This window comes from Streptomyces sp. NPDC002701, assembly GCF_042889045.1.
Classification (GTDB): Bacteria; Actinomycetota; Actinomycetes; order Streptomycetales; family Streptomycetaceae; genus Streptomyces.
In genome coordinates, this window is record NZ_JBIAQL010000014.1 from 89,311 (window position 1) to 111,461 (window position 22,151).

At 73.9% G+C, this 22,151-nt stretch carries 1 protein-coding gene and 1 pseudogene; both read left to right on the plus strand.

Annotated elements, in window-relative coordinates:
• Nucleotides 1-32: 32 nt before the first annotated feature.
• Nucleotides 33-11,024: pseudogene (locus tag ACFYXC_RS29490) on the plus strand (type I polyketide synthase); the annotation flags it as partial.
• 20 nt (nt 11,025-11,044) lie between these two features.
• Nucleotides 11,045-21,997: a type I polyketide synthase gene (locus ACFYXC_RS29495; protein WP_389555059.1), complete on the plus strand. Its 10,953-nt coding sequence runs from the start codon at nt 11,045-11,047 to the stop codon at nt 21,995-21,997.
• Nucleotides 21,998-22,151: the final 154 nt, after the last annotated feature.

The following is a 22,151-nucleotide window of genomic DNA, read 5'->3' on the forward strand; positions in this document are numbered from 1 at the left end:
GGATGGGTATGTCCGCGCCGGACGAGCAGGTTGTCGAGGCACTGCGAGCCTCGCTGAAGGAGAACGCTCGGCTTCAGCAGGAGAACAGCGAGCTCGCGGCCGCGGCCACGGAGCCTCTCGCGATCGTCTCCATGGCCTGCCGGTACGCCGGCGGGATCCGCAGCCCCGAGGACCTGTGGCGGGTGGTGTCCGAAGGCGCCGACGTCTACACCGCTTTCCCCGAGGACCGGGGCTGGGACCTGGAGGGCCTCTACCACCCGGACCCCGACAACCCGGGCACCACCTACGTGCGCGAGGGCGCCTTCCTCCACGACGCGGGCCGCTTCGACGCCCCGTTCTTCGGCATCTCGCCCCGCGAGGCCCTCGCGATGGACCCGCAGCAACGCCAGCTCCTCGAAGTGTCCTGGGAAGCCCTCGAACGCGCGGGCATCGACCCCCACTCGGTGCGGGGCACCGACATCGGGGTCTTCGCCGGCATGGTCCACCAGGACTACGCCCCCGACCTGAGCGGCCACGAGGACTTCCTCAGCCTGGAACGCGCCCTGGGCACCGCGGGCGGTGTCGCCTCCGGGCGCATCGCCTACACCCTCGGACTCGAAGGACCCGCGGTCACCGTCGACACCATGTGCTCCTCCTCGCTGGTGGCGACGCACCTCGCCGCGCAGGCACTGCGCCGCGGTGAGTGCTCGATGGCACTCGTGGGCGGCTCCACGGTGATGGCCACGCCCGGCGGGTTCGTCGGCTTCGCCCGGCAGCGTGCCCTGGCCTTCGACGGGCGCTGCAAGTCGTACGCCGCAGGCGCCGACGGCTCGGGCTGGGCGGAGGGCGTGGGCGTCCTGCTCCTGGAACGGCTGTCGGTGGCCCAGGAGCGCGGCCACCAGATCCTCGCGGTGCTCCGCGGCAGCGCCGTCAACCAGGACGGCGCGTCCAACGGCCTGACCGCACCGAACGGCCCCGCCCAGCAGCGGGTCATCCGCAAGGCTCTGGCCGGTGCCGGACTCTCCCCGGCCGACGTGGACGCGGTGGAGGGCCACGGCACGGGCACGGTCCTCGGCGACCCGATCGAGGCACAGGCACTGCTCGCCACGTACGGACAGGGCCGTGACCCGCGGAAGCCGCTGCTGCTCGGCTCGGTCAAGTCCGTCATCGGGCACACGCAGGCGGCGTCCGGCGTGGCCGGTGTCATCAAGACGGTGCAGGCGCTGCGGCACGGGGTGCTGCCGGCGACCCTGCACGTGGACGCGCCGACCCCGCAGGTGGACTGGTCGGCGGGCGCGGTGGAACTGCTGACCGAGACACGGGAGTGGCCGCGCGACGGCCGTCCGCGCCGGGCCGGTGTCTCCTCGTTCGGGGCGAGCGGCACGAACGCGCACCTGATCCTGGAGGAGGCCCCGCAGGAGCGGACGCGGCCCGCCGGACAGGGGTCCGCGCAAGGACCCGCGCAGGAGGTCGCGCAGGGGGTCGCGCCCGCCGACGCGGTGCCGCTGGTGGTCTCCGCGGGAACCGCCGCGTCCTTGGCGGCGCAGGCGGAACGGCTGGTGTCGTTCCTGGAGTCCGGCGCCGGCGGGGCGTCGCTGACGGACGTCGCCGACGCGCTGGTGACGGGCCGTGCGGTGCTGGGGGAGCGTGCGGTCGTCGTGGCCGGCTCCGAAGAGGAGGCACTCACCGGACTGCGGGCGCTCGCCGCGGGCGAGAGCGCGCCCGGTGTCGTGTCCGGTGCGGATACGCCCGGCAAGGTGGTGTGGGTGTTCCCGGGTCAGGGCTCTCAATGGGCCGGTATGGGCCGGGAGTTGCTGGATACGTCGCCGGTGTTCGCGGAGCGGATCGCGCAGTGCGCGGATGCCCTGGAACGGTGGGTGGACTGGTCGCTCATCGACGTCCTGCGGGGTGAGGCCGACCCCGGCCTGTTGGAGCGGGTGGATGTGCTGCAACCGGCCAGCTTCGCCGTGATGGTGGGACTGGCGGCGGTGTGGTCGTCGGTGGGTGTCGAGCCCGACGCGGTGCTGGGCCACTCGCAGGGCGAGATCGCCGCCGCCTGCGTGTCCGGTGCGCTGTCGTTGGAGGATGCGGCGCGGGTGGTGGCGCTGCGCAGCCAGGCCATCGCCGAACAGCTTGCCGGGCGTGGCGGCATGGCGTCGGTCGCGCTGAGCGAGGACGAGGCGCTCGCCCGTCTGGAGCGGTGGGCGGACCGCGTGGAGGTGGCGGCCGTCAACGGTCCGTCCTCGGTGGTCGTCGCCGGTGACGCCCAGGCCCTGGACGAGGCCCTCGACACCCTGGAGGACCAGGGCGTACGGGTGCGGCGGATCGCCGTGGACTACGCCTCGCACACCCGGCACGTGGAGCGGATCCGTGACACCCTCGCCGACGCGCTGGCCGGCATCGACGCCCAGGTGCCGACGACCCCCTTCTACTCGACGGTCACGGGCAGTTGGGTGGAGGACACCGGTGTCCTGGACGGCGGCTACTGGTACCGCAACCTGCGCGGCCAGGTCGGCTTCGGCCCCGCCGTCGCCGAACTGGTCCGCGAGGGCCACGGCGCCTTCGTCGAGGTGAGCGCCCATCCGGTACTGGTGCAGCCCATCACGGAGATCCTCTACGACACCGGCACGGGTACCGACACCGACACCGACGGGGGCGTCGGCGCCGCGGACGTGGTCGTGACCGGGTCGCTGCGGCGCCAGGAGGGCGGTCTGCGCCGCCTGCTGGCCTCGATGGCCGAGCTGTTCGTCCGCGGCGTACCCGTGGACTGGGCCCGGGCGCTGCCCGTCCGGACCGGGCCGGCACGCGTCGACCTGCCGACGTACGCCTTCGACCAGCAGCACTACTGGCTCCGCATGGGCGGCTCGGGCTCGGACTCGGCGTCCCTGGGGCTCGTCGGGACCGACCACCCGCTGCTCGGCGCGGTGGTGCAACTGCCGCAGTCCGACGGCCTGGTCTTCACCTCACGCCTGTCGCTGCAGTCACACCCCTGGCTCTCCGGGCACGCGATCGGCGGTGTCGTCATCGTCCCGGGCACGGTGTACGTCGATCTCGCCGTCCGCGCGGGCGACGAGTTCGGCTACGGAGTCCTGGAAGAGCTGGTGATCGAGGCACCGCTGGTGCTGCCCGAGCGCGGCGGGGTGCGCGTCCAGGTCGCGGTCAGCGGACCCGGCGGGAACGGCCTGCGCACCGTCGACGTGTACTCCCTGCGCGAGGACGCCGACGACGGCGGCGCCGACGGATGGACACGGCACGCCACCGGACTCCTGTCGGCCGCACCGGCGGCCCGGGGGACGGACTTCGACTTCGCCGCCTGGCCGCCGCCGGGCGCACAGCCGGTCGACGTCGAGAACTTCTACGGAGACCTGACCGAGCGCGGCTACGCCTACGGGCCCGCGTTCCAGGGCCTGCGGGCGGTCTGGCGGCGCGGCGACGAGGTCTTCGCCGAGGCCGCCCTGCCCGACGAACAGCGCGAGGAGGCCGGCAGGTTCGGCATCCACCCGGCGCTCCTCGACGCGGCCCTGCACACCAATGCCCTCGCGAACCCGGACGACGACCGCAAGGTGCTGCCGTTCGCGTGGAACGGCCTCGTCCTGCACGCCGCGGGTGCCTCGGCGCTGCGTGTACGGGTCGCACCGTGCGGCCCGGACGCGCTGTCGTTCCAGGCCGCCGACGAGACCGGCGAGCCGGTGCTGACGATGGACTCGCTGGTGTCCCTGCCGGTCTCCGCCGACCAGCTGGACGCCGCGGCGGCGAACGACGGCCACGACGCGCTGTTCGGCGTCGAGTGGACCGAACTGCCCCCGGCACAGGGGGCGGTGGCCGCACCGACGTGGGCGCCGGTCGCCACGGCCGAGGACGTGACGGCCCTGGCCCGGAGCGCCGGGGCGCCGGCGGCGGCGGTCCTGGAGGCCGTCGGCGGCGAGGGACCCGACGCGGTACTCGCCCTGACCTCCCGGGTCCTCGCGGTGGTGCAGGCGTGGCTGGCCGCTGACGGCCTTGAGGAGTCCCGGCTCGTCGTGGCGACGCGCGGTGCGGTGCCGGCGGGCGACGGCGTGGTGACCGACCCGGCCGGATCGGCGGTGTGGGGACTGGTGCGGGCCGCGCAGGCCGAGTACCCGGACCGGATCGTCCTCGTCGACACCGACCCGGCCACCGGCCGTGACACCGGTGCCGCTGTCGCTGCCGCCGCCGATGGGCCGGCTGCCGTACCGGGTGCCGTACTGGGTGCCGTGCTGACCGGCGACGAGCCGCAGATCGCGGTCCGCGGTACGGCCCTCTCCGCACCCCGCCTCGCCCGTGTCACCGGCCAGGCCCCCGACACCCCGCACGTCTTCGCAGCGGAGGGAACCGTCCTGGTCACGGGCGGCACCGGCTCCCTGGGCGCGCTGGTGGCCCGGCACCTGGTCACCCGGCACGGCGTACGGCACCTCGTCCTGGCCGGCCGCCGGGGCCCGGACGCCGAGGGCGTACCGGAACTGGTCGCCGAACTCACCGGCCGGGGCGCGGCGGTCTCCGTCGTCGCCCGTGACGTGTCCCGGCGCGCCGACGTCGAGGCACTGCTGGCCTCCGTACCGGACGAGCACCCCCTGACCGGCGTGGTGCACCTGGCCGGCGTACTGGACGACGGAGTCATCGCGACGCTCACCCCGGAACGCCTCGCGGGCGTGTTCGCGCCCAAGGTGGACGCGGTGCGCCACCTCGACGAACTGACCCGGGACCTGGACCTCGACGCCTTCGTCGTGTTCTCGTCCGCCGCCGCCCTCATGGGGTCCGCGGGCCAGGGCAACTACGCCGCCGCCAACGCCTTCCTCGACGGGCTGATGGCCGAGCGCCGCGCGGCGGGCCTGCCGGGCCTGTCCCTGGCCTGGGGCCTGTGGGAACAGAGCACCGGACTGACCGCGCACCTGGGCGCCGTCGACCAGGCCCGGATGAGCCGCGGCGGTGTCCTCGCACTCACCCCCGCCGAGGGCCTGCACATCCTCGACACCGGGCTGCACATGGGACAGGCCCTCCTCGTGCCGATCAAGCTGGACCTGCGGACGCTGCGCAACCAGGCCGCGGACGGCGGGGGAGTCCCGCATCTGCTGCGCGGCCTGATACGTGCCGGCCGGCGCGCGGCGCGAGCGGCCGCGGGAGACAGCAGTGCCCTGGTCCGCCGGCTCGCCGGGCTGCCCCGGGACGAACAGGAGAGCGTGCTGCTCTCCGTCGTCCAGGCCGAGGCGGGCGCCGTACTCGGCTTCACCGGACCCGAACTGACGCAGGGCACCCGCGGATTCAGCGACATCGGCTTCGACTCCCTGACCGCCGTCGAACTGCGCAACCGGCTCAGCGCGGCGACCGGCGTGAAACTCCCCGCCACCCTGATCTTCGACTACCCGACCCCGGTGGCCCTGGCCCGCTACCTGCGCGAGGAACTCGGGGACACGGCGGCGGCCGACACGGCCGCCGGAACCACCGCCGCGACCGCCGCGGCAGCCGCCGCGGACCCCGACGAGCCGATCGCGATCGTCGGCATGGCGTGCCGGCTGCCCGGCGGCGTGACCGGCCCCGACGGCCTGTGGCGCCTGCTGCGGGAGGGCCGCGAAGGCATGTCCGCCTTCCCCGAGGACCGGGGCTGGGACCTGGAACGCCTCTTCGACACCGACCCCGACACCGACCGCGCGGGCACCTCGTCCGCCACCCGGGGCGGCTTCCTGGAAGGAGCGGGCCTCTTCGACGCGGGCTTCTTCGGGATCTCGCCCCGCGAGGCCCTCGCCATGGACCCGCAGCAGCGGCTGCTCCTCGAAGCCTCCTGGGAGGCCCTGGAGCGGGCGGGCGTCGACCCGACCACGACCCGGGGCGACAACATCGGCGTCTTCTCCGGCGTCTCCATCCACGACTACCTCGAGTCCCTGAGCAACATGCCCGCCGAACTCGAAGGCTTCGTCACGACCGCCACCGCGGGAAGTGTGGCGTCGGGCCGGGTGTCGTACGCCTTCGGCTTCGAGGGCCCCGCGGTCACCGTGGACACGGCGTGCTCGTCGTCGCTGGTGGCGATGCACCTGGCCGCGCAGGCACTGCGGCAGGGCGAGTGCTCCATGGCACTGGCCGGCGGCGTCGCCGTGATGGGATCGCCGATCGGCGTCCTCGGCATGTCGCGCCAGCGGGGCCTGGCGGGCGACGGCCGCTGCAAGGCGTACGCGGACGACGCCGACGGCACCGTACTGTCCGAGGGCGTCGGTGTGGTCGTCCTGGAGCGCCTGTCGGTGGCGCGGGAGCGCGGCCACAAGGTGCTCGCGGTGCTGCGGGGCAGCGCGGTCAACCAGGACGGGGCGTCCAACGGCCTGACCGCTCCGAACGGGCCCTCGCAGCAGCGGGTGATCCGTAAGGCGCTGGCCAGTGCGGGGTTGTCACCGGCGGACGTGGACGTCGTGGAGGGCCACGGAACCGGTACGGTCCTCGGCGATCCGATCGAGGCGCAGGCGCTGCTGGCCACGTACGGCCGTGACCGTGACCCGGAGCGGCCGTTGTGGCTGGGGTCGTTGAAGTCGAACGTCGGGCACACGCAGGCCGCCGCGGGTGTGGCGGGCGTGATCAAGATGGTGCAGGCGCTGCGGCACGGCGTGCTGCCGCCCACCTTGCACGTGCGAGAGCCCTCGTCCCGGGTGGACTGGTCGGACGGCGCCATCGAGCTGCTGACCGAGGCACGGGAGTGGCAGAGCGACACCGGTCGTCCGCGCCGGGCCGGTGTCTCCTCGTTCGGCATCAGCGGGACGAACGCGCACCTGATCCTGGAGGAGGCCCTGGAAGACGGCGTCGAGCCGCCTGTCGTGGACGGGCCGTCGGTGTCGGGTGACGTGGTGCCGTCGGCATCCGCGGGTGCGGTGCCGTTGGTGGTGTCTGCGCGCAGTGAGGGTTCGCTGGCGGGGCAGGCGGGTCGGCTCGCGGCGTTCATCGAGGGCACAGACGGGGTGTCGTCGGCGGGCGTGGCCGGGGCGTTGGTGTCCGGCCGTGCGCTGTTCGGTGAGCGTGCGGTGGTGGTGGCCGGGTCGGACGAAGAAGCGCTGAGCGGGCTGGGGGCGCTGGCGCGTGGTGAGAGTGCGCCGGGTGTCGTCGTGGGCAGTGCCGGTGCCGGGGCGCCCGGCAGGGTGGTGTGGGTGTTTCCCGGTCAGGGCTCGCAGTGGGCGGGTATGGGCCGGGAGTTGCTGGATACGTCGCCGGTGTTCGCGGAGCGGATCGCGCAGTGCGCGGCGGCGCTTGAGCCGTGGATCGACTGGTCGCTCCTCGACGTGCTGCGTGGTGAGGCCGATGCTGAGCTGCTGGAGCGGGTGGATGTGCTGCAACCGGCCAGCTTCGCGGTGATGGTGGGTCTGGCGGCGGTGTGGTCGTCGGTGGGTGTGCTGCCGGACGCGGTCGTCGGTCACTCGCAGGGCGAGATCGCCGCCGCGTGTGTCTCGGGTGCGCTGTCGCTGGAGGACGCGGCGCGGGTGGTGGCGTTGCGCAGTCAGGCCATCGCCGAACAGCTCGCCGGGCGCGGCGGCATGGCGTCGGTCGCCCTCGACGAGAGTGAGGCGGTCGCCCGTCTTGAACGGTGGGCGGATCGGGTGGAGGTGGCGGCGGTCAACGGTCCGTCCTCGGTGGTCGTCGCCGGTGACGCCGAAGCCCTGGACGAGGTTCTCGAGGCCCTGGCCGCCGATGGAGTCCGCGTACGGCGCGTGGCCGTGGACTACGCGTCCCACACCCGCCATGTCGAGGACATCCGCGAAGCTCTCGCCGAGACCCTGGCCGGTATCGAGGCTCAGGCACCGATGGTGCCGTTCTATTCGACGGTCACGGGCAGTTGGGTCGGGGATACCGGTGTTCTGGACGGCGGGTACTGGTACCGCAACCTGCGCGGCCAGGTGGGGTTCGGCCCGGCTGTCGCCGAGCTGATCCGCGAGGGTCACGGCACGTTCGTCGAGGTCAGCGCCCACCCGGTGCTGGTCCAGCCGATCACCGAGATCATCGACGACGGCAGCGACAGCAACGTCAGCACGGTGGTGACCGGCTCCCTGCGCCGTGAGGACGGCGGCCTGCGACGGCTGCTGGCCTCGATGGCGGAGCTGTTCGTACGCGGCGTACCGGTGGACTGGACCGGGGTACTCCCGGCCGGAGCCACGTCGGCGCGGCTCGACCTGCCGACGTACGCCTTCGACCACCAGCACTACTGGCTGCACACGGCACAGGCCGTCACCGACGCGGCGTCGCTGGGGCAGACGGCGGCCGACCATCCGCTGCTCGGCGCGGTCGTCGAGCTGCCGCACTCCGACGGGCTCGTCTTCACCTCGCGCCTGTCGCTCAAGTCCCACCCCTGGCTGGGTGATCACGTAATCGACGGCACGGTGCTCCTCCCGGCCACCGGCCTGGTGGAGCTGGCGGTCCGGGCCGGTGACGAGGCCGGGTGCGGAGTGCTGGAGGAACTGGCGGTCGAGGCGCCGCTGATCGTGCCGGAGCAGGGCGGGGTGCGGGTCCAGGTCGTCGTGGGCGGCCCGGCCGAGAACGGCTCGCGCACTGTGGAGATCTACTCCCAGCGTGAGGACGCCACAGGCGACCGGGACACCTGGACGCGGCACGCCACCGGACACCTGTCGGCCCCGGCCGCCTCGGCCCGTGGGGGCGCGTTCGACTTCACGGCGTGGCCGCCGCCCGGCGCGAAGGCCGTCGAGACCGGTGACTTCTACTCCGGCCTGCACGGGCAGGGGTACGAGTACGGGCCCGCGTTCCAAGGGGTACGTGCCGTGTGGCGGCGCGGCGAGGAGGTCTTCGCCGAGGTCGCCCTGCCCGAGGAACACCGCAAGGACGCCGACAGGTTCGGTATCCATCCCGCCCTGCTTGACGCCGCCCTGCACGCCGCCACCGTCGGTGGCGCCGACCCGTCGGCGGACGGCGCCGCGCCGCGGCAACCGCTCGACTGGAGCGGCCTGGTACTGCATGCCGCGGGTGCCTCGGCCCTGCGGGTACGGCTGCTGCCCGGCGGGCCGGACACCGCGTCACCCTCGTCTTCGTCACCGTCGGGGCCGTCGCCGGCGCTGTCACTGGAGGCGGCCGACGAGACCGGTGGCCCGGTGGTGTCGGCGGACTCGCTGGTGCTGCGGGCGCTGTCCGCCGAGCAGCTGGCACGGTCCGGTGACACGGCGCACGCCGACTCGCTGTTCCGGCTGGACTGGACCGAACTGCCCCAGGCACCCGGTGCCGTGCCCGCCCCGACATGGGCGCTGGTGGCCCTGGCCGAGGACGTGGCGGCCCTGGCCCAGGGCCCCGAGGTCCCGGCGGTGGCGGTGGTGCAGGCCATCGGCGGGGAGGGACAGGACGCGGTGCTCGCGCTGACCTCCAGGGTCCTTGACGTGGTGCAGGCGTGGCTGTCCACGGACGGCCTTGAGGAGTCGCGCCTGGTCGTGGCGACCCGGGGCGCGGTGCCCGCCGGTGCGGATGCCACGGGCGGCGCGGATGGTGCGGTGACGGATCCGGCCGGGGCGGCGGTGTGGGGGCTGGTGCGGGCCGCGCAGGCCGAGAACCCCGACCGGATCGTCCTGATCGACGCCGACCCGGCCTCCGACGACGGAGTGGTCCCCGTACTGGGGGCGGTACTGGCCGGCGACGAGCCGCAGGTCGCGGTACGCGGCACGGCTCTCTCCGTACCCCGCCTCGCCCGCGCCGCCGACGCCGGACTCGCGGACACGGCACCGGTGTTCGGCCCGGAGGGGACGGTCCTCATCACGGGTGGCACCGGCTCGCTGGGCGGCCTGGCGGCCCGGCACCTGGTGGCCAGGTACGGCGTACGGAGTCTGGTCCTGGCCAGTCGCCGGGGCCCGGACGCCGAGGGCGTGCGGGAGCTGGTCGCGGAACTCGCCGAAGCGGGGGCGGCCGTGTCGGTCGTGGCCTGTGACGTGTCCGACCGTGGGCAGGTCGAGGCGCTTCTCGCGTCGGTGCCCGACGAGCACCCCCTGCGCGGGGTCGTCCACACGGCCGGTGTCCTGGACGCCGGAGTGGTCGGGACGCTGACCCCGGAGCGCCTGGCGAGGGTGTTCGCGCCGAAGGTGGACGCCGTACGGCACCTCGACGAGCTCACCCGCGGCCTGGACCTGGACGCGTTCGTCGTCTACTCCTCCGTGTCGGCGGTCTTCATGGGCGCGGGCAGCGGAAGTTACGCGGCGGCCAACGCCTTCCTGGACGGGCTGATGGCGGTCCGCCGGGCGGCGGGCCTGCCGGGGCTCTCGCTGGCCTGGGGTCTGTGGGAGCAGACCAGCGGCATGGCGGCCGGCACCGACGACCTCACCCGCTCCCGCATGAACCGCCGCGGCGGCCTCCGGGCGATGCCCCTGGAGGAGGGCATGGAACTGTTCCACGCCGCGATGGGAACCTCGCTGTCGCTCCTCGTCCCCGCCAAGCTGGACCTGCGCGGCGTACGGGCCGAAGCCGCCGCCGGCGGCGGGGGAGTGCCGCACCTGCTGCGCGGCCTGGTCCGCGCCGGCCGGCAACTGGCGCGGACGGGAGGCGCCGAGAACGGCGAGCTGCTGCGGCGCCTCGCCGGGCTCCCCACCGCCGAACAGGAGAAGGTCCTCGTGGACCTGGTACGCACCCGGGCGGCGGTCGTCCTCGGACATGCCGGACCGGACGGGGTCCGGGCGGACACGGCGTTCAAGGACACCGGCTTCGACTCGCTCACCTCCGTGGAACTGCGCAACCGGCTGCGGGAGGCGACGGGTCTGCAGCTCCCCGCCACCTTGGTCTTCGACTACCCGAACCCGCAGGCTCTCGCCCGCCACCTGCACACCGAACTGTTCCCGGCCGGCGACGGCACGGAGACCGGCCCGGACGTGGACGAGGAACGACTGCGACGCGCACTCGTATCGCTCCCGCTGGCCCGCTTCCGGGCAGCCGGACTGATGGACGCCCTGGTCAAGCTGGCCGCCCTCGGCGACGGCGAACCAGCGGCCGGCGCACCGGACGACACCGACGAGGAGACGGCGATCGCCGAGCTGAACGTCGACGATCTCGTACAGCTCGCGCTCGGCGACAACTGACCCTGCGAAAACGCTGAAGGATTGGGGAACTCAACGTGAGTGCGTCGTATGAAAAGGTCGTCGAGGCGCTGCGGAAGTCGCTGGAAGAGGTCGGTTCGCTGAAGAAGCGCAACCGCCGTCTCATGGACGCCTCCCGCGAGCCGGTGGCCGTGGTGGGCATGGCATGCCGCCTCCCCGGCGGGGTGGCGGGTCCGGACGACCTGTGGCGCCTGGTGCGTGACGGCCGCGACGCGGTGTCGGGGTTCCCCCAGGATCGCGGCTGGGATCTGGAAGGGCTGTTCGACGCCGACCCGGACCGAGCGGGCACCACCTACACCGATCAGGGCGGCTTCCTCCACGAGGCGGGCCTTTTCGACGCCGGGTTCTTCGGGATCTCGCCGCGTGAGGCCCTCGCCATGGACCCGCAGCAGCGGCTCCTCCTGGAGACGTCCTGGGAGGCCATGGAGAGCGCGGGCATCGACCCGGTGTCGCTGAAGGGCGCCGATGTCGGCGTCTTCTCCGGGGTGTTCGGCCAGGGCTATGTCGCGCCCGGCGCCAGCGTGGTCACACCGGAGCTGGAGGGCTTCGCGGGCACGGGCGGCTCGACGAGTGTGGCGTCGGGCCGGGTGTCGTACGTCTTCGGGTTCGAGGGCCCCGCCGTGACGATCGACTCGGCGTGCTCGTCGTCGCTGGTGGCGATGCACCTGGCGGCGCAGGCGCTGCGGCAGGGCGAGTGCTCGATGGCACTGGCGGGCGGCGCGACGGTCATGGCCAACCCCGGCGCGTTCGTGGAGTTCTCCCGCCAGCGGGGTCTGGCGGAGGACGGCCGCTGCAAGGCGTACGCGGACGGCGCGGACGGCACCGGCTGGGCCGAGGGCGTCGGCGTGGTCGTCCTGGAGCGCCTGTCCGTGGCGAAGGAGCGGGGACACAGGATCCTGGCGGTGCTGCGGGGCAGCGCGGTCAACCAGGACGGCGCGTCCAACGGCCTGACCGCGCCCAACGGGCCCTCGCAGCAGCGCGTGATCCGCGGCGCACTGGCGAACGCGGGACTCTCCCCGGCGGACGTGGACCTCGTGGAGGGGCACGGAACCGGTACGGTCCTCGGCGATCCGATCGAGGCGCAGGCGCTGCTGGCCACGTACGGCCGCGACCGTGACCCGCAGCGGCCGTTGTGGCTGGGGTCGTTGAAGTCGAACGTCGGGCACACGCAGGCCGCCGCGGGTGTGGCCGGTGTGATCAAGATGGTGCAGGCGCTGCGGCACGGTGTCATGCCGCCCACGCTGCACGTGGACGCGCCGACGGCCCGGGTCGACTGGTCGGCCGGCGCGGTGGAACTGCTGACGGAGGCACGGGAGTGGCCGAGCGAGGGCCGTCCGCGCCGGGCCGGTGTGTCCGCGTTCGGGGTCAGCGGCACGAACGCACACCTGATCCTGGAAGAAGCGCCCGCCGAGGAGACGTCATCAGACGAGGAGACGTCCGACGGCGAAGGGCAGGCACAGCGGCCGTCGGTGTCCGCAGGTGTGGTGCCGTTGGTGGTGTCGACGCGCAGTGCGGGTTCGCTGGCGGGGCAGGCGGAGCGGCTCGCGGCGTTCGTCGAAGGCGCCGATGAGGTGTCACTGGCGGGCGTGGCCGGGGCGTTGGTGTCCGGCCGGGCGGTGCTGGGCGAACGTGCGGTGGTGGTGGCGGGCACGGATGCCGAGGCACTCGCCGGGCTGGGGGCGCTGGCGCGCGGTGAGAGTGCGCCGGGTGTCGTCGTGGGCAGTGCCGACGCCGGGGCGCCGGGCAAGGTGGTGTGGGTGTTCCCGGGGCAGGGCTCGCAGTGGGCGGGTATGGGCCGGGAGTTGTTGGAAAGGTCGCCGGTGTTCGCGGAGCGGATCGCGCAGTGTGCGGCGGCGCTTGAGCCGTGGATCGACTGGTCGCTCATCGACGTGCTGCGGGGTGAGGCGGACTCGGAGGTACTGGAGCGGGTCGATGTGCTCCAGCCCGCGAGCTTCGCCGTGATGGTGGGCCTTGCGGCGGTGTGGTCCTCGGTCGGGGTCCGTCCTGACGCGGTGCTGGGTCACTCCCAGGGTGAGATCGCCGCCGCGTGCGTGTCCGGTGCGCTGTCGCTGGAGGACGCGGCGCGGGTGGTGGCGCTGCGCAGCCAGGCCATCGCCGAACAGCTTGCCGGGCGTGGCGGTATGGCCTCGGTGGCGCTGAGTGAAGCTGAAGCCGTCGCGCGGTTGGTGCGGTGGGAGGACCGGGTCGAGGTGGCGGCCGTCAACGGCCCGTCCTCGGTGGTCGTCGCTGGTGACGCCGAAGCCCTGGACGAGGCTCTCGAAGCCCTGGCGGCCAACGGGGTCCGCGTACGGCGGGTCGCTGTGGATTACGCGTCCCACACCCGCCATGTCGAGGACATCCGCGAGGCCCTCGCCGACACCCTGGCCGGCATCGAGGCCCAGGCCCCGACCATCCCCTTCTACTCCACTGTCACGGGCGGTTGGGTCGGGGACGCCGGTGTTCTGGACGGCGGGTACTGGTACCGCAACCTGCGCGGCCAGGTCGGCTTCGGCCCTGCCGTGACCGAGCTGATCGACCAGGACCACAGGACGTTCGTCGAGGTCAGCGCCCACCCGGTGCTGGTCCAGCCGATCACCGAGGTCATCGACGACAGCGACACGAGTGTCAGCACGGTGGTGACCGGCTCGCTGCGCCGTGAGGACGGTGGCCTGCGACGCCTGCTGGCCTCGATGGCGGAGCTGTTCGTCCGGGGCGTACCCGTCGACTGGACCGGCGTGCTCCCGGCCGGAGCCACGTCGGCGCGGCTCGACCTGCCGACGTACGCCTTCGAGCACCAGCACTACTGGTTGCAGGAGACCGGGCCGGCGACGGACGCGGCGTCACTGGGGCAGGCGGCGGCCGACCATCCGCTGCTCGGCGCCGTGGTGCGGCTGCCGCAGTCCGACGGGCTCGTCTTCACCTCACGGCTGTCGCTGAAGGCGCAGCCCTGGCTGGGCGATCACGCCGTCGGCGGTGTCGTCATCCTCCCCGGTACGGGCTTGGTGGAGTTGGCCGTACGGGCCGGTGACGAGGCCGGGTGCGGAGTACTGGAAGAGCTGGTGATCGAGGCACCGCTCGTCGTGCCGCAGCATGGCGGGGTGCGCGTGCAGGTCGCCGTGGGCGCGCCCGGCGGGAACGGTTCGCGGACCGTGGAGGTCTACTCCCAGCGTGAGGACGCTCCCGGCGACGGGGACACCTGGACGCGGCACGCCACCGGCACCCTGGCGGCGGCATCGTCGGCGCCGGTGACCGAGGTGGACTTCGCGGCCTGGCCGCCGCCCGGCGCGGAGCCCGTCGAGGTCGGTGACTTCTACGGCGACCTGGTCGAGCGCGGCTACGGCTACGGCCCGGCGTTCCAGGGCGTACGGGCCGTGTGGCGGCGCGGCGAGGAGGTCTTCGCCGAGGTCGCCCTGCCCGACGAACAGCGCAAGGAGGCCGGAGGCTTCGGTATCCATCCCGCGCTCCTTGACGCCGCGCTGCAGGCCGGCACCATCGGGACCGCGGCGGGCGCGGAGGCTGCCGACTCCGGGCAGCCGGTGCTGGCCTTCGCGTGGAACGGGCTGGTGCTGCACGCCGCCGGTGCCTCGGCGCTGCGGGTGCGGATCGCACCGAACGGCCCGGACGCGCTGTCGGTCCAGGCGGCCGACGAGGCCGGCGCCCCGGTGGTGACACTGGACTCGCTGGTGTCCCGGGCGGTGTCCGCCGACCAGTTGGAGACGCCGGTGGACACGGCGGTCGCCAACGCGCTGTTCCAGCTGGAGTGGAGCGAGCTGCCCCAGGGGACCGAGTTCCCCCCGTCGTGGGTGCCGATCGCGACCCCCGACGACGTGGCGGCCCTGTCCGCGAGCGTCGGCGTACCGGCGGTGGCGGTCCTGGAAGCCGTCGGGGGCGAGGGACCCGACGCGGTGCTCGCCCTGACCTCCGGCGTCCTCGCGGTGCTGCAGGCGTGGCTGACCGCCGACGGCCTCGACGAGTCGCGGCTGGTGGTGGCGACCCGGGGTGCGGTGCCGGCGGGTGACGGCGTGGTGACCGACCCGGCCGGAGCGGCGGTGTGGGGTCTGGTGCGCGCCGCCCAGTCGGAGAGCCCGGACCGCGTCGTCCTCCTGGACACCGATCCCGCTGCCGAGGCCGCTGTGGATTCGGTCCTCGACTCGGTCCTCGGCTCGGTGATGGCCGCCGGGGAGCCGCAGGTCGCCGTCCGTGGTGCGGCCCTGTCGGTGCCCCGACTCGCCCGCGCCACCGGCCACGGCACGGACGCGGCCGCGGTGTTCGCACGTGGGGGAGATGAGGGGACGGTTCTGGTCTCGGGTGCCGGGTCGCTGGGTGCCGTCGTCGCGCGGCATCTGGTCTCCCGGCACGGCGTACGGCACCTGGTCCTGGCCAGTCGCCGGGGCCCGGACGCCGAGGGCGTACGGGAGTTGGTCGCGGAACTCACGGAACAAGGTGCGGCCGTGTCCGTCGTGGCCTGTGACGTGTCCGACCGCGGGCAGGTCGAGGCGCTCCTCGCCTCGGTGCCCGACGAGCACCCCCTGCGCGGAGTCGTCCATACGGCCGGGGTGTTCGACGACGGGCTGATCGGGGACCTGACGCCGGAACGGCTCGCCGGGGTGTTCGCGCCGAAGGTGGACGCCGTACGCCATCTCGACGAGCTCACCCGCGGCCTGGACCTGGACGCGTTCGTCGTGTTCTCCTCCGTCGCGGGCCTGTCCGGCGGTGCCGGCCAGGGCAACTACTCCGCGGCGAACGCCTACCTGGACGGCGCGATGAGCGGTCGCCGGGCGGCGGGGCTGCCCGGCATCTCTCTGGCCTGGGGCCTGTGGGAGCAGTCGCTCGGCATGGCCGGCCACCTCAGCGCCGTCGACCAGGCGCGGGCGAGTCGCAGCGGAGTGCTGGAGATCTCGGCGGCCGAGGGCATGGACCTGTTCGACGCCGCTCTCGGCTCCGAGCGGGCCCTGCTGGTGCCGGTCAAGCTGGACCTGCGGACCGTGCGGGCCGACGCGTCGGCGGGCGCGGCGGTCCCGTACCTGCTGCGCGGGCTCGTACGGACCGGCCGGCAGCAGGCCCGGGCGGCGAGTGCCGCCGAGGAGAGCGGCCGGCTGTCCGACCGGCTGGCCGGACTCGCCCCCGCCGAGCAGGAAGCGCTCCTCCTCGACCTGGTGCGGGCCCAGGCCGCGGTCGTCCTCGGCCACACCGAACCGGGCGGCGTCCGGGCGGAGACCGCGTTCAAGGACGCCGGATTCGACTCACTCACCTCGGTGGAACTGCGCAACCGGCTCCGCGAGGCGACCGGTCTGAAGCTTCCGCCCACGCTCGTCTTCGACTATCCCTCCCCGCAGGCCCTCGCCCGCTATCTGCGCGAGGAGTTCGGTGAGGTGACGGCACCCGGGTCGCAGGCGCCCGCGGCCGTCCCGGCCGTCGCGGCCGACACGAACGAACCGCTCGCCATCGTCGGGATGGCGTGCCGCTATCCGGGCGGTGTGTCCTCGCCGGACGACCTGTGGAGGCTGGTCGCCGACGGCGTCGACGCCGTCTCCGGCTTCCCCGAGGACCGGGGCTGGGACCTTGAAGGGCTGTTCGACGCCGACCCCGACCACGCGGGCACCTCGTACACCAGCCAGGGCGGCTTCCTGCGCGGCGCGGGCCTCTTCGACGCGGGCTTCTTCGGGATCTCGCCGCGTGAGGCCCTCGCCATGGACCCGCAGCAGCGGCTGCTCCTGGAGACCTCCTGGGAAGCGCTGGAAGGCGCGGGCATCGACCCGGCCTCGCTCAAGGGCACGGACGTCGGCGTGTACTCCGGCGTCTCCGGCCAGGGCTACGCGACCGGTGAGATCGCCCCGGAGGTGGAGGGCTTCGCGGGTACGGGGCTGGCGTCGAGCGTGGCGTCGGGCCGGGTGTCGTACGTGTTCGGCTTCGAGGGCCCGGCGGTGTCGGTGGACACCGCGTGCTCGTCGTCGCTGGTGGCGATGCACCTGGCCGGACAGGCGCTGCGGCAGGGCGAGTGCTCGATGGCGCTGGCCGGCGGCGCGATGGTGATGGCGACGCCCGCCACCTTCATGGCCTTCTCGCGCCAGCGCGGCCTGGCCGGCGACGGCCGCTGCAAGGCGTTCGCGGACGGCGCGGACGGGATGGGCCTGTCCGAAGGTGTGGGTGTCGTGGTCCTGGAGCGCCTGTCGGTGGCCCGGGAGCGCGGACACAAGGTCCTGGCAGTCCTGCGCAGCAGCGCGGTCAACCAGGACGGCGCGTCCAACGGCCTCACCGCCCCCAACGGACCCTCGCAGCAGCGCGTGATCCGGCGGGCCCTGGCGGGCGCGGGCCTGTCGCCGGCTGACGTGGACGTCGTGGAGGGTCATGGGACGGGTACGGCTCTGGGTGACCCGATCGAGGCACAAGCCCTGCTGGCCACGTACGGCCGCGACCGCGATCCCCAACGACCGCTGTGGCTCGGCTCGTTGAAGTCGAACATCGGCCATGCGCAGGCCGCCGCGGGCGTGGCAAGCGTCATCAAGATGGTGCAGGCACTGCGGCACGGCGTGCTGCCGCCCACCTTGCACGCGCGACAGCCCTCGTCCCAGGTCGACTGGTCGGCCGGCGCGGTGGAGCTGCTGACCGAGGCACGGGAGTGGCCGCGCGACGGCCGTCCGCGCCGGGCCGGTGTCTCCTCGTTCGGCGTCAGCGGCACGAACGCGCACCTGATCCTCGAAGAGGTGCCGGACGACGACGCCCAGACGCCGGTCGCGGACGGGTCGCCGGTGTCGGGTGCTGTGGTGCCGCCGGTGTCCGCGGGTGCGGTGCCGTTGGTGGTGTCGGCGCGCAGTGAGGGTTCGCTGGCGGGGCAGGCGGGTCGGCTCGCGGCGTTCGTCGAAGGCGCCGACGAGGTCTCGCTGACGGGTGTGGCCGGGGCGTTGGTGTCCAGCCGTGGAGTGCTGGGTGAGCGTGCGGTGGTGGTGGCCGGGTCGGGCGAAGAAGCGCTGAGCGGGCTGGGGGCGCTGGCGCGGGGTGAGAGCGCGCCGGGTGTCGTCGTCGGCAGTGCCGGGTCAGGTGCGCCGGGCAAGGTGGTGTGGGTGTTCCCGGGGCAGGGCTCGCAGTGGGCGGGTATGGGTCGGGAGTTGCTGGATACGTCGCCGGTGTTCGCGGAGCGGATCGCGCAGTGTGCGGCGGCGCTTGAGCCGTGGATCGACTGGTCCCTGGTCGACGTCCTGCGCGGCGAGGCGGACCCCGGTCTGTTGGAGCGGGTCGATGTGCTCCAGCCCGCGAGCTTCGCCGTGATGGTGGGCCTTGCGGCGGTGTGGTCGTCGGTGGGTGTGCTGCCGGATGCCGTGGTCGGCCACTCGCAGGGTGAGATCGCGGCCGCGTGTGTCTCGGGAGCGCTGTCGCTGGAGGATGCGGCGCGGGTGGTGGCGCTGCGCAGTCAGGCCATCGCCGAGCAGCTTGCCGGGCGTGGCGGTATGGCGTCGGTGGCGCTGAGCGAAGGTGAAGCCGTCGCACGGTTGGTCCGCTGGGAGAACCGGGTCGAGGTGGCGGCCGTCAACGGCCCGTCCTCGGTGGTCGTCGCCGGTGACGCCGAAGCCCTGGACGAGGCTCTGGCAGCCCTGGCCGCTGATGGTGTCCGCGTGCGTCGGGTGGCGGTGGACTACGCCTCGCACACCCGCCATGTCGAGGACATCCGCGACACCCTCGCCGACACGCTGGCCGGCATCGAGGCTCAGGCACCGATGGTGCCGTTCTACTCGACGGTCACGGGCGGTTGGGTCGGGGACGCCGGTGTCCTGGACGGCGGGTACTGGTACCGCAACCTTCGCGGCCAGGTCGGCTTCGGCCCCGCCGTGACCGAACTGATCGACCAGGACCACAGGACGTTCGTCGAGGTCAGCGCGCACCCGGTGCTGGTCCAGCCGATCACCGAGATCATCGACGACGGCGACAGCAATGTCAGCACAGTGGTCACCGGCTCGCTGCGCCGTGAGGACGGTGGCCTGCGTCGCCTGCTGGCCTCGATGGCGGAGCTGTTCGTGCGGGGCGTACCCGTGGATTGGAGCGGGGTGCTTCCGGTGGGAGCCGGTGCCGCTGCGGCGGGCGTGGACCTGCCGACGTACGCCTTCGACCACCAGCACTACTGGCTGCACACGGCACAGGCCGTCACAGACGCGGCGTCGCTGGGGCAGACGGCGGCCGACCATCCGCTGCTCGGCGCGGTGGTGCGGCTGCCGCAGTCCGACGGGCTGGTCTTCACCTCGCGCCTGTCGCTGAAGTCCCACCCCTGGCTGGGTGATCACGTCGTCGGTGGTCTGGTGCTCCTCCCCGGTACGGGCCTGGTGGAGCTGGCGGTCCGGGCCGGTGACGAGGCCGGGTGCGGAGTGCTGGAAGAGCTGGTGACCGAGGCGCCGCTGATCGTGCCGGAGCAGGGCGGGGTGCGGGTCCAGGTCGCCGTGGGCGGCCCGGCCGAGAACGGCTCGCGGACCGTGGAGATCTACTCCCAGCCCGAGGACGCCATCGGCGGCGACGGGGACGTGTGGACACGGCACGCCACCGGCACGGTGGCCCCCGCGGTCCGGCCGGACGCCGGCGCCGACGGGTTCGACTTCGCCGCGTGGCCGCCGTCCGGCGCCCAGCAGGTGGATCTCGACACCGACGACCTGTACGCGGGACTGCTCGAACGCGGATACGCGTACGGGCCCGTCTTCCAGGGCGTACGCGCGGTCTGGCGGCGCGGCGGGGAACTCTTCGCCGAGGTCGCCCTGCTCGACGAGGAGCGAGCGGTGGCCGGGAACTTCGGTGTCCACCCCGCGCTGCTGGACGCGGCCCTGCAGGCGGGGACGTTCGCCGTCGCCGCGGACACGCCGGAGGAGGAAGCGGGGCAGCCGGTGATGCCGTTCGCGTGGAACGGCCTGGTGCTGCACGCGGCGGGCGCCTCGGCGCTGCGCGTACGGGTCGCGCCGAACGGCCCGGACGCGCTGTCCGTCGCCGCGGCCGACGAGACGGGCAACCCGGTCCTGACGATGGACTCGCTGGTGATGCGGGCGGTGTCCATCGAGCAGCTCGGTGCCACGGCGGCGCAGGACGGCCGCGACTCGCTGTTCGCGGTGGAGTGGACCGAACTGCCTCCGGCCCGGGTGACGGAGCCCGCGCCGCCGTGGCTGCCGGTGACGAGCGCCGACGACATGGCGGTCCTGACGGCGAGTGGCGGCGTACCGGCGGTGGCGGTCCTGGAAGCCGTCGGCGGTGAAGGGGAAGGTGCCGTACTGGAGCTGACCTCCCGGGTCCTGGAGGTGACGCAGGCGTGGCTGACCGCGCCCGGCGTGGAGGAGTCGCGCCTCGTGGTGCTGACCCGGGGCGCGGTGGCCGCCGGCGCCGACGGCACGGTGACCGACCCGGCCGGGTCCGCGGTGTGGGGGCTGGTGCGTGCCGCGCAGTCGGAGAACCCCGACCGCGTCGTCCTGCTCGACACCGACCCCGACGCCGAGGGCGGTGTGGAGCAGGTGCTGGACTCCCTGCTCGCCACGGTGCTGGCCGGCGGCGAGCCGCAGCTCGCGGTGCGCGGCACGGCTCTCTCCGTACCCCGCCTCGCCCGTGCCGCCGACGCCGGACTCGTGGACGCGGCACCGGTGTTCGGGCCGCAGGGGACCGTCCTGGTCTCGGGCGGTGGCTCGCTGGGTGGTCTGGCGGCCCGGCACCTGGTGGCCAGGTACGGCGTACGGAGTCTGGTCCTGGCCAGCCGTCGCGGCCCGGACGCCGAGGGCGCGCGGGAGCTGGCCGCGGAGCTCACCGAAGCGGGGGCGGCCGTGTCGGTCGTGGCCTGTGACGTGTCCGACCGCGGGCAGGTCGAGGCACTGCTCGCCTCGGTGCCCGACGAGCACCCGCTGCGCGGTGTCGTGCACACGGCAGGCGTGTTCGATCCCGGGGTGATCGGGGCACTGACCCCGGACCGCCTCGCCGGCGTGTTCGCGCCGAAGGTCGACGCCGTACGGCACCTCGACGAGCTCACGCGCGATCTGGACCTGGACGCGTTCGTCGTCTACTCCTCCGCCTCGTCCGTGTTCATGGGTGCGGGCAGCGGCGGCTACGCGGCGGCCAACGCCTACCTGGACGGCCTGATGGCACACCGCCGGGCGGCGGGCCTGCCCGGGCTCTCCCTGGCCTGGGGGCCGTGGGAGCAGATCACCGGCATGGCCGACACCATCGACGACCTCACCAGGACGCGCATGGGCCGGCGGGAGGGGCGCGGCGGAGTCCACGCCCTGCGCTCCGCCGAGGGCATGGACCTGTTCGACGCCGCACTGCGGACCGGGCAGACGCTGCTCGTTCCGGCGAGGCTGGACCTGCGGGCCGTACGCGCCGACGCGACGGCGGGCGGCGGGGTGCCGCACCTGCTGCGCGGCCTCGTCCCCGCGGGCCGGCAGTCGGCGCGGACGGCCGCCGGTGGCGGCGAGCAGCGACAGCTCTCCGACCGGCTGGTCGGCCTGTCCGCCGCGAAGCAGACGGCGCTGCTCCTCGACGTGGTACGGGCTCAGGCCGCGGTCGTCCTCGGCCACAGCGGACCGGAGAACGTCCGGGTGGAGACGGCGTTCAACGAGGCCGGCTTCGACTCGCTCACCTCGGTGGAACTGCGCAACCGCCTGCGCGAGGCGACCGGTCTGAAGCTCCCCGCCACGCTGGTCTTCGACCACCCGACCCCGCAGGCCCTCGCGGGCTATCTGCGGGAGGAGCTGGCCGTCGACGAGGGGTCTCCCGCCGACGCGGTGCTCGCCGGTCTCGCCGGACTGGAGGCGGCCATCGAGTCCGCCGCACCGGACGAGGGGGCCCGCGACCGGATCACCCTCCGCCTGCGGGAGCTGCTGGAAGCGGCGGAGGCCGCGGGCGGCCACGGCGGGGGCCAGGGCGGTCCGGACACGTCGGACGAGGACCTGGAGACCGCCAGCGACGAGGAGCTGTTCGCGCTGGTCGACCAGCGCGACTGACACACACCCGTGCGGGTCGTGCCCACCCGGGCCCGACCCGCACGGCACCGCACGGACGAAGGCGCCGCACGCACGCCAGCACACGGACGAGGCACCGCAGGCACGGCAGCACCGTACGGACGTAAGCACCGCACAGACGAGGGCGCCGCGCAGC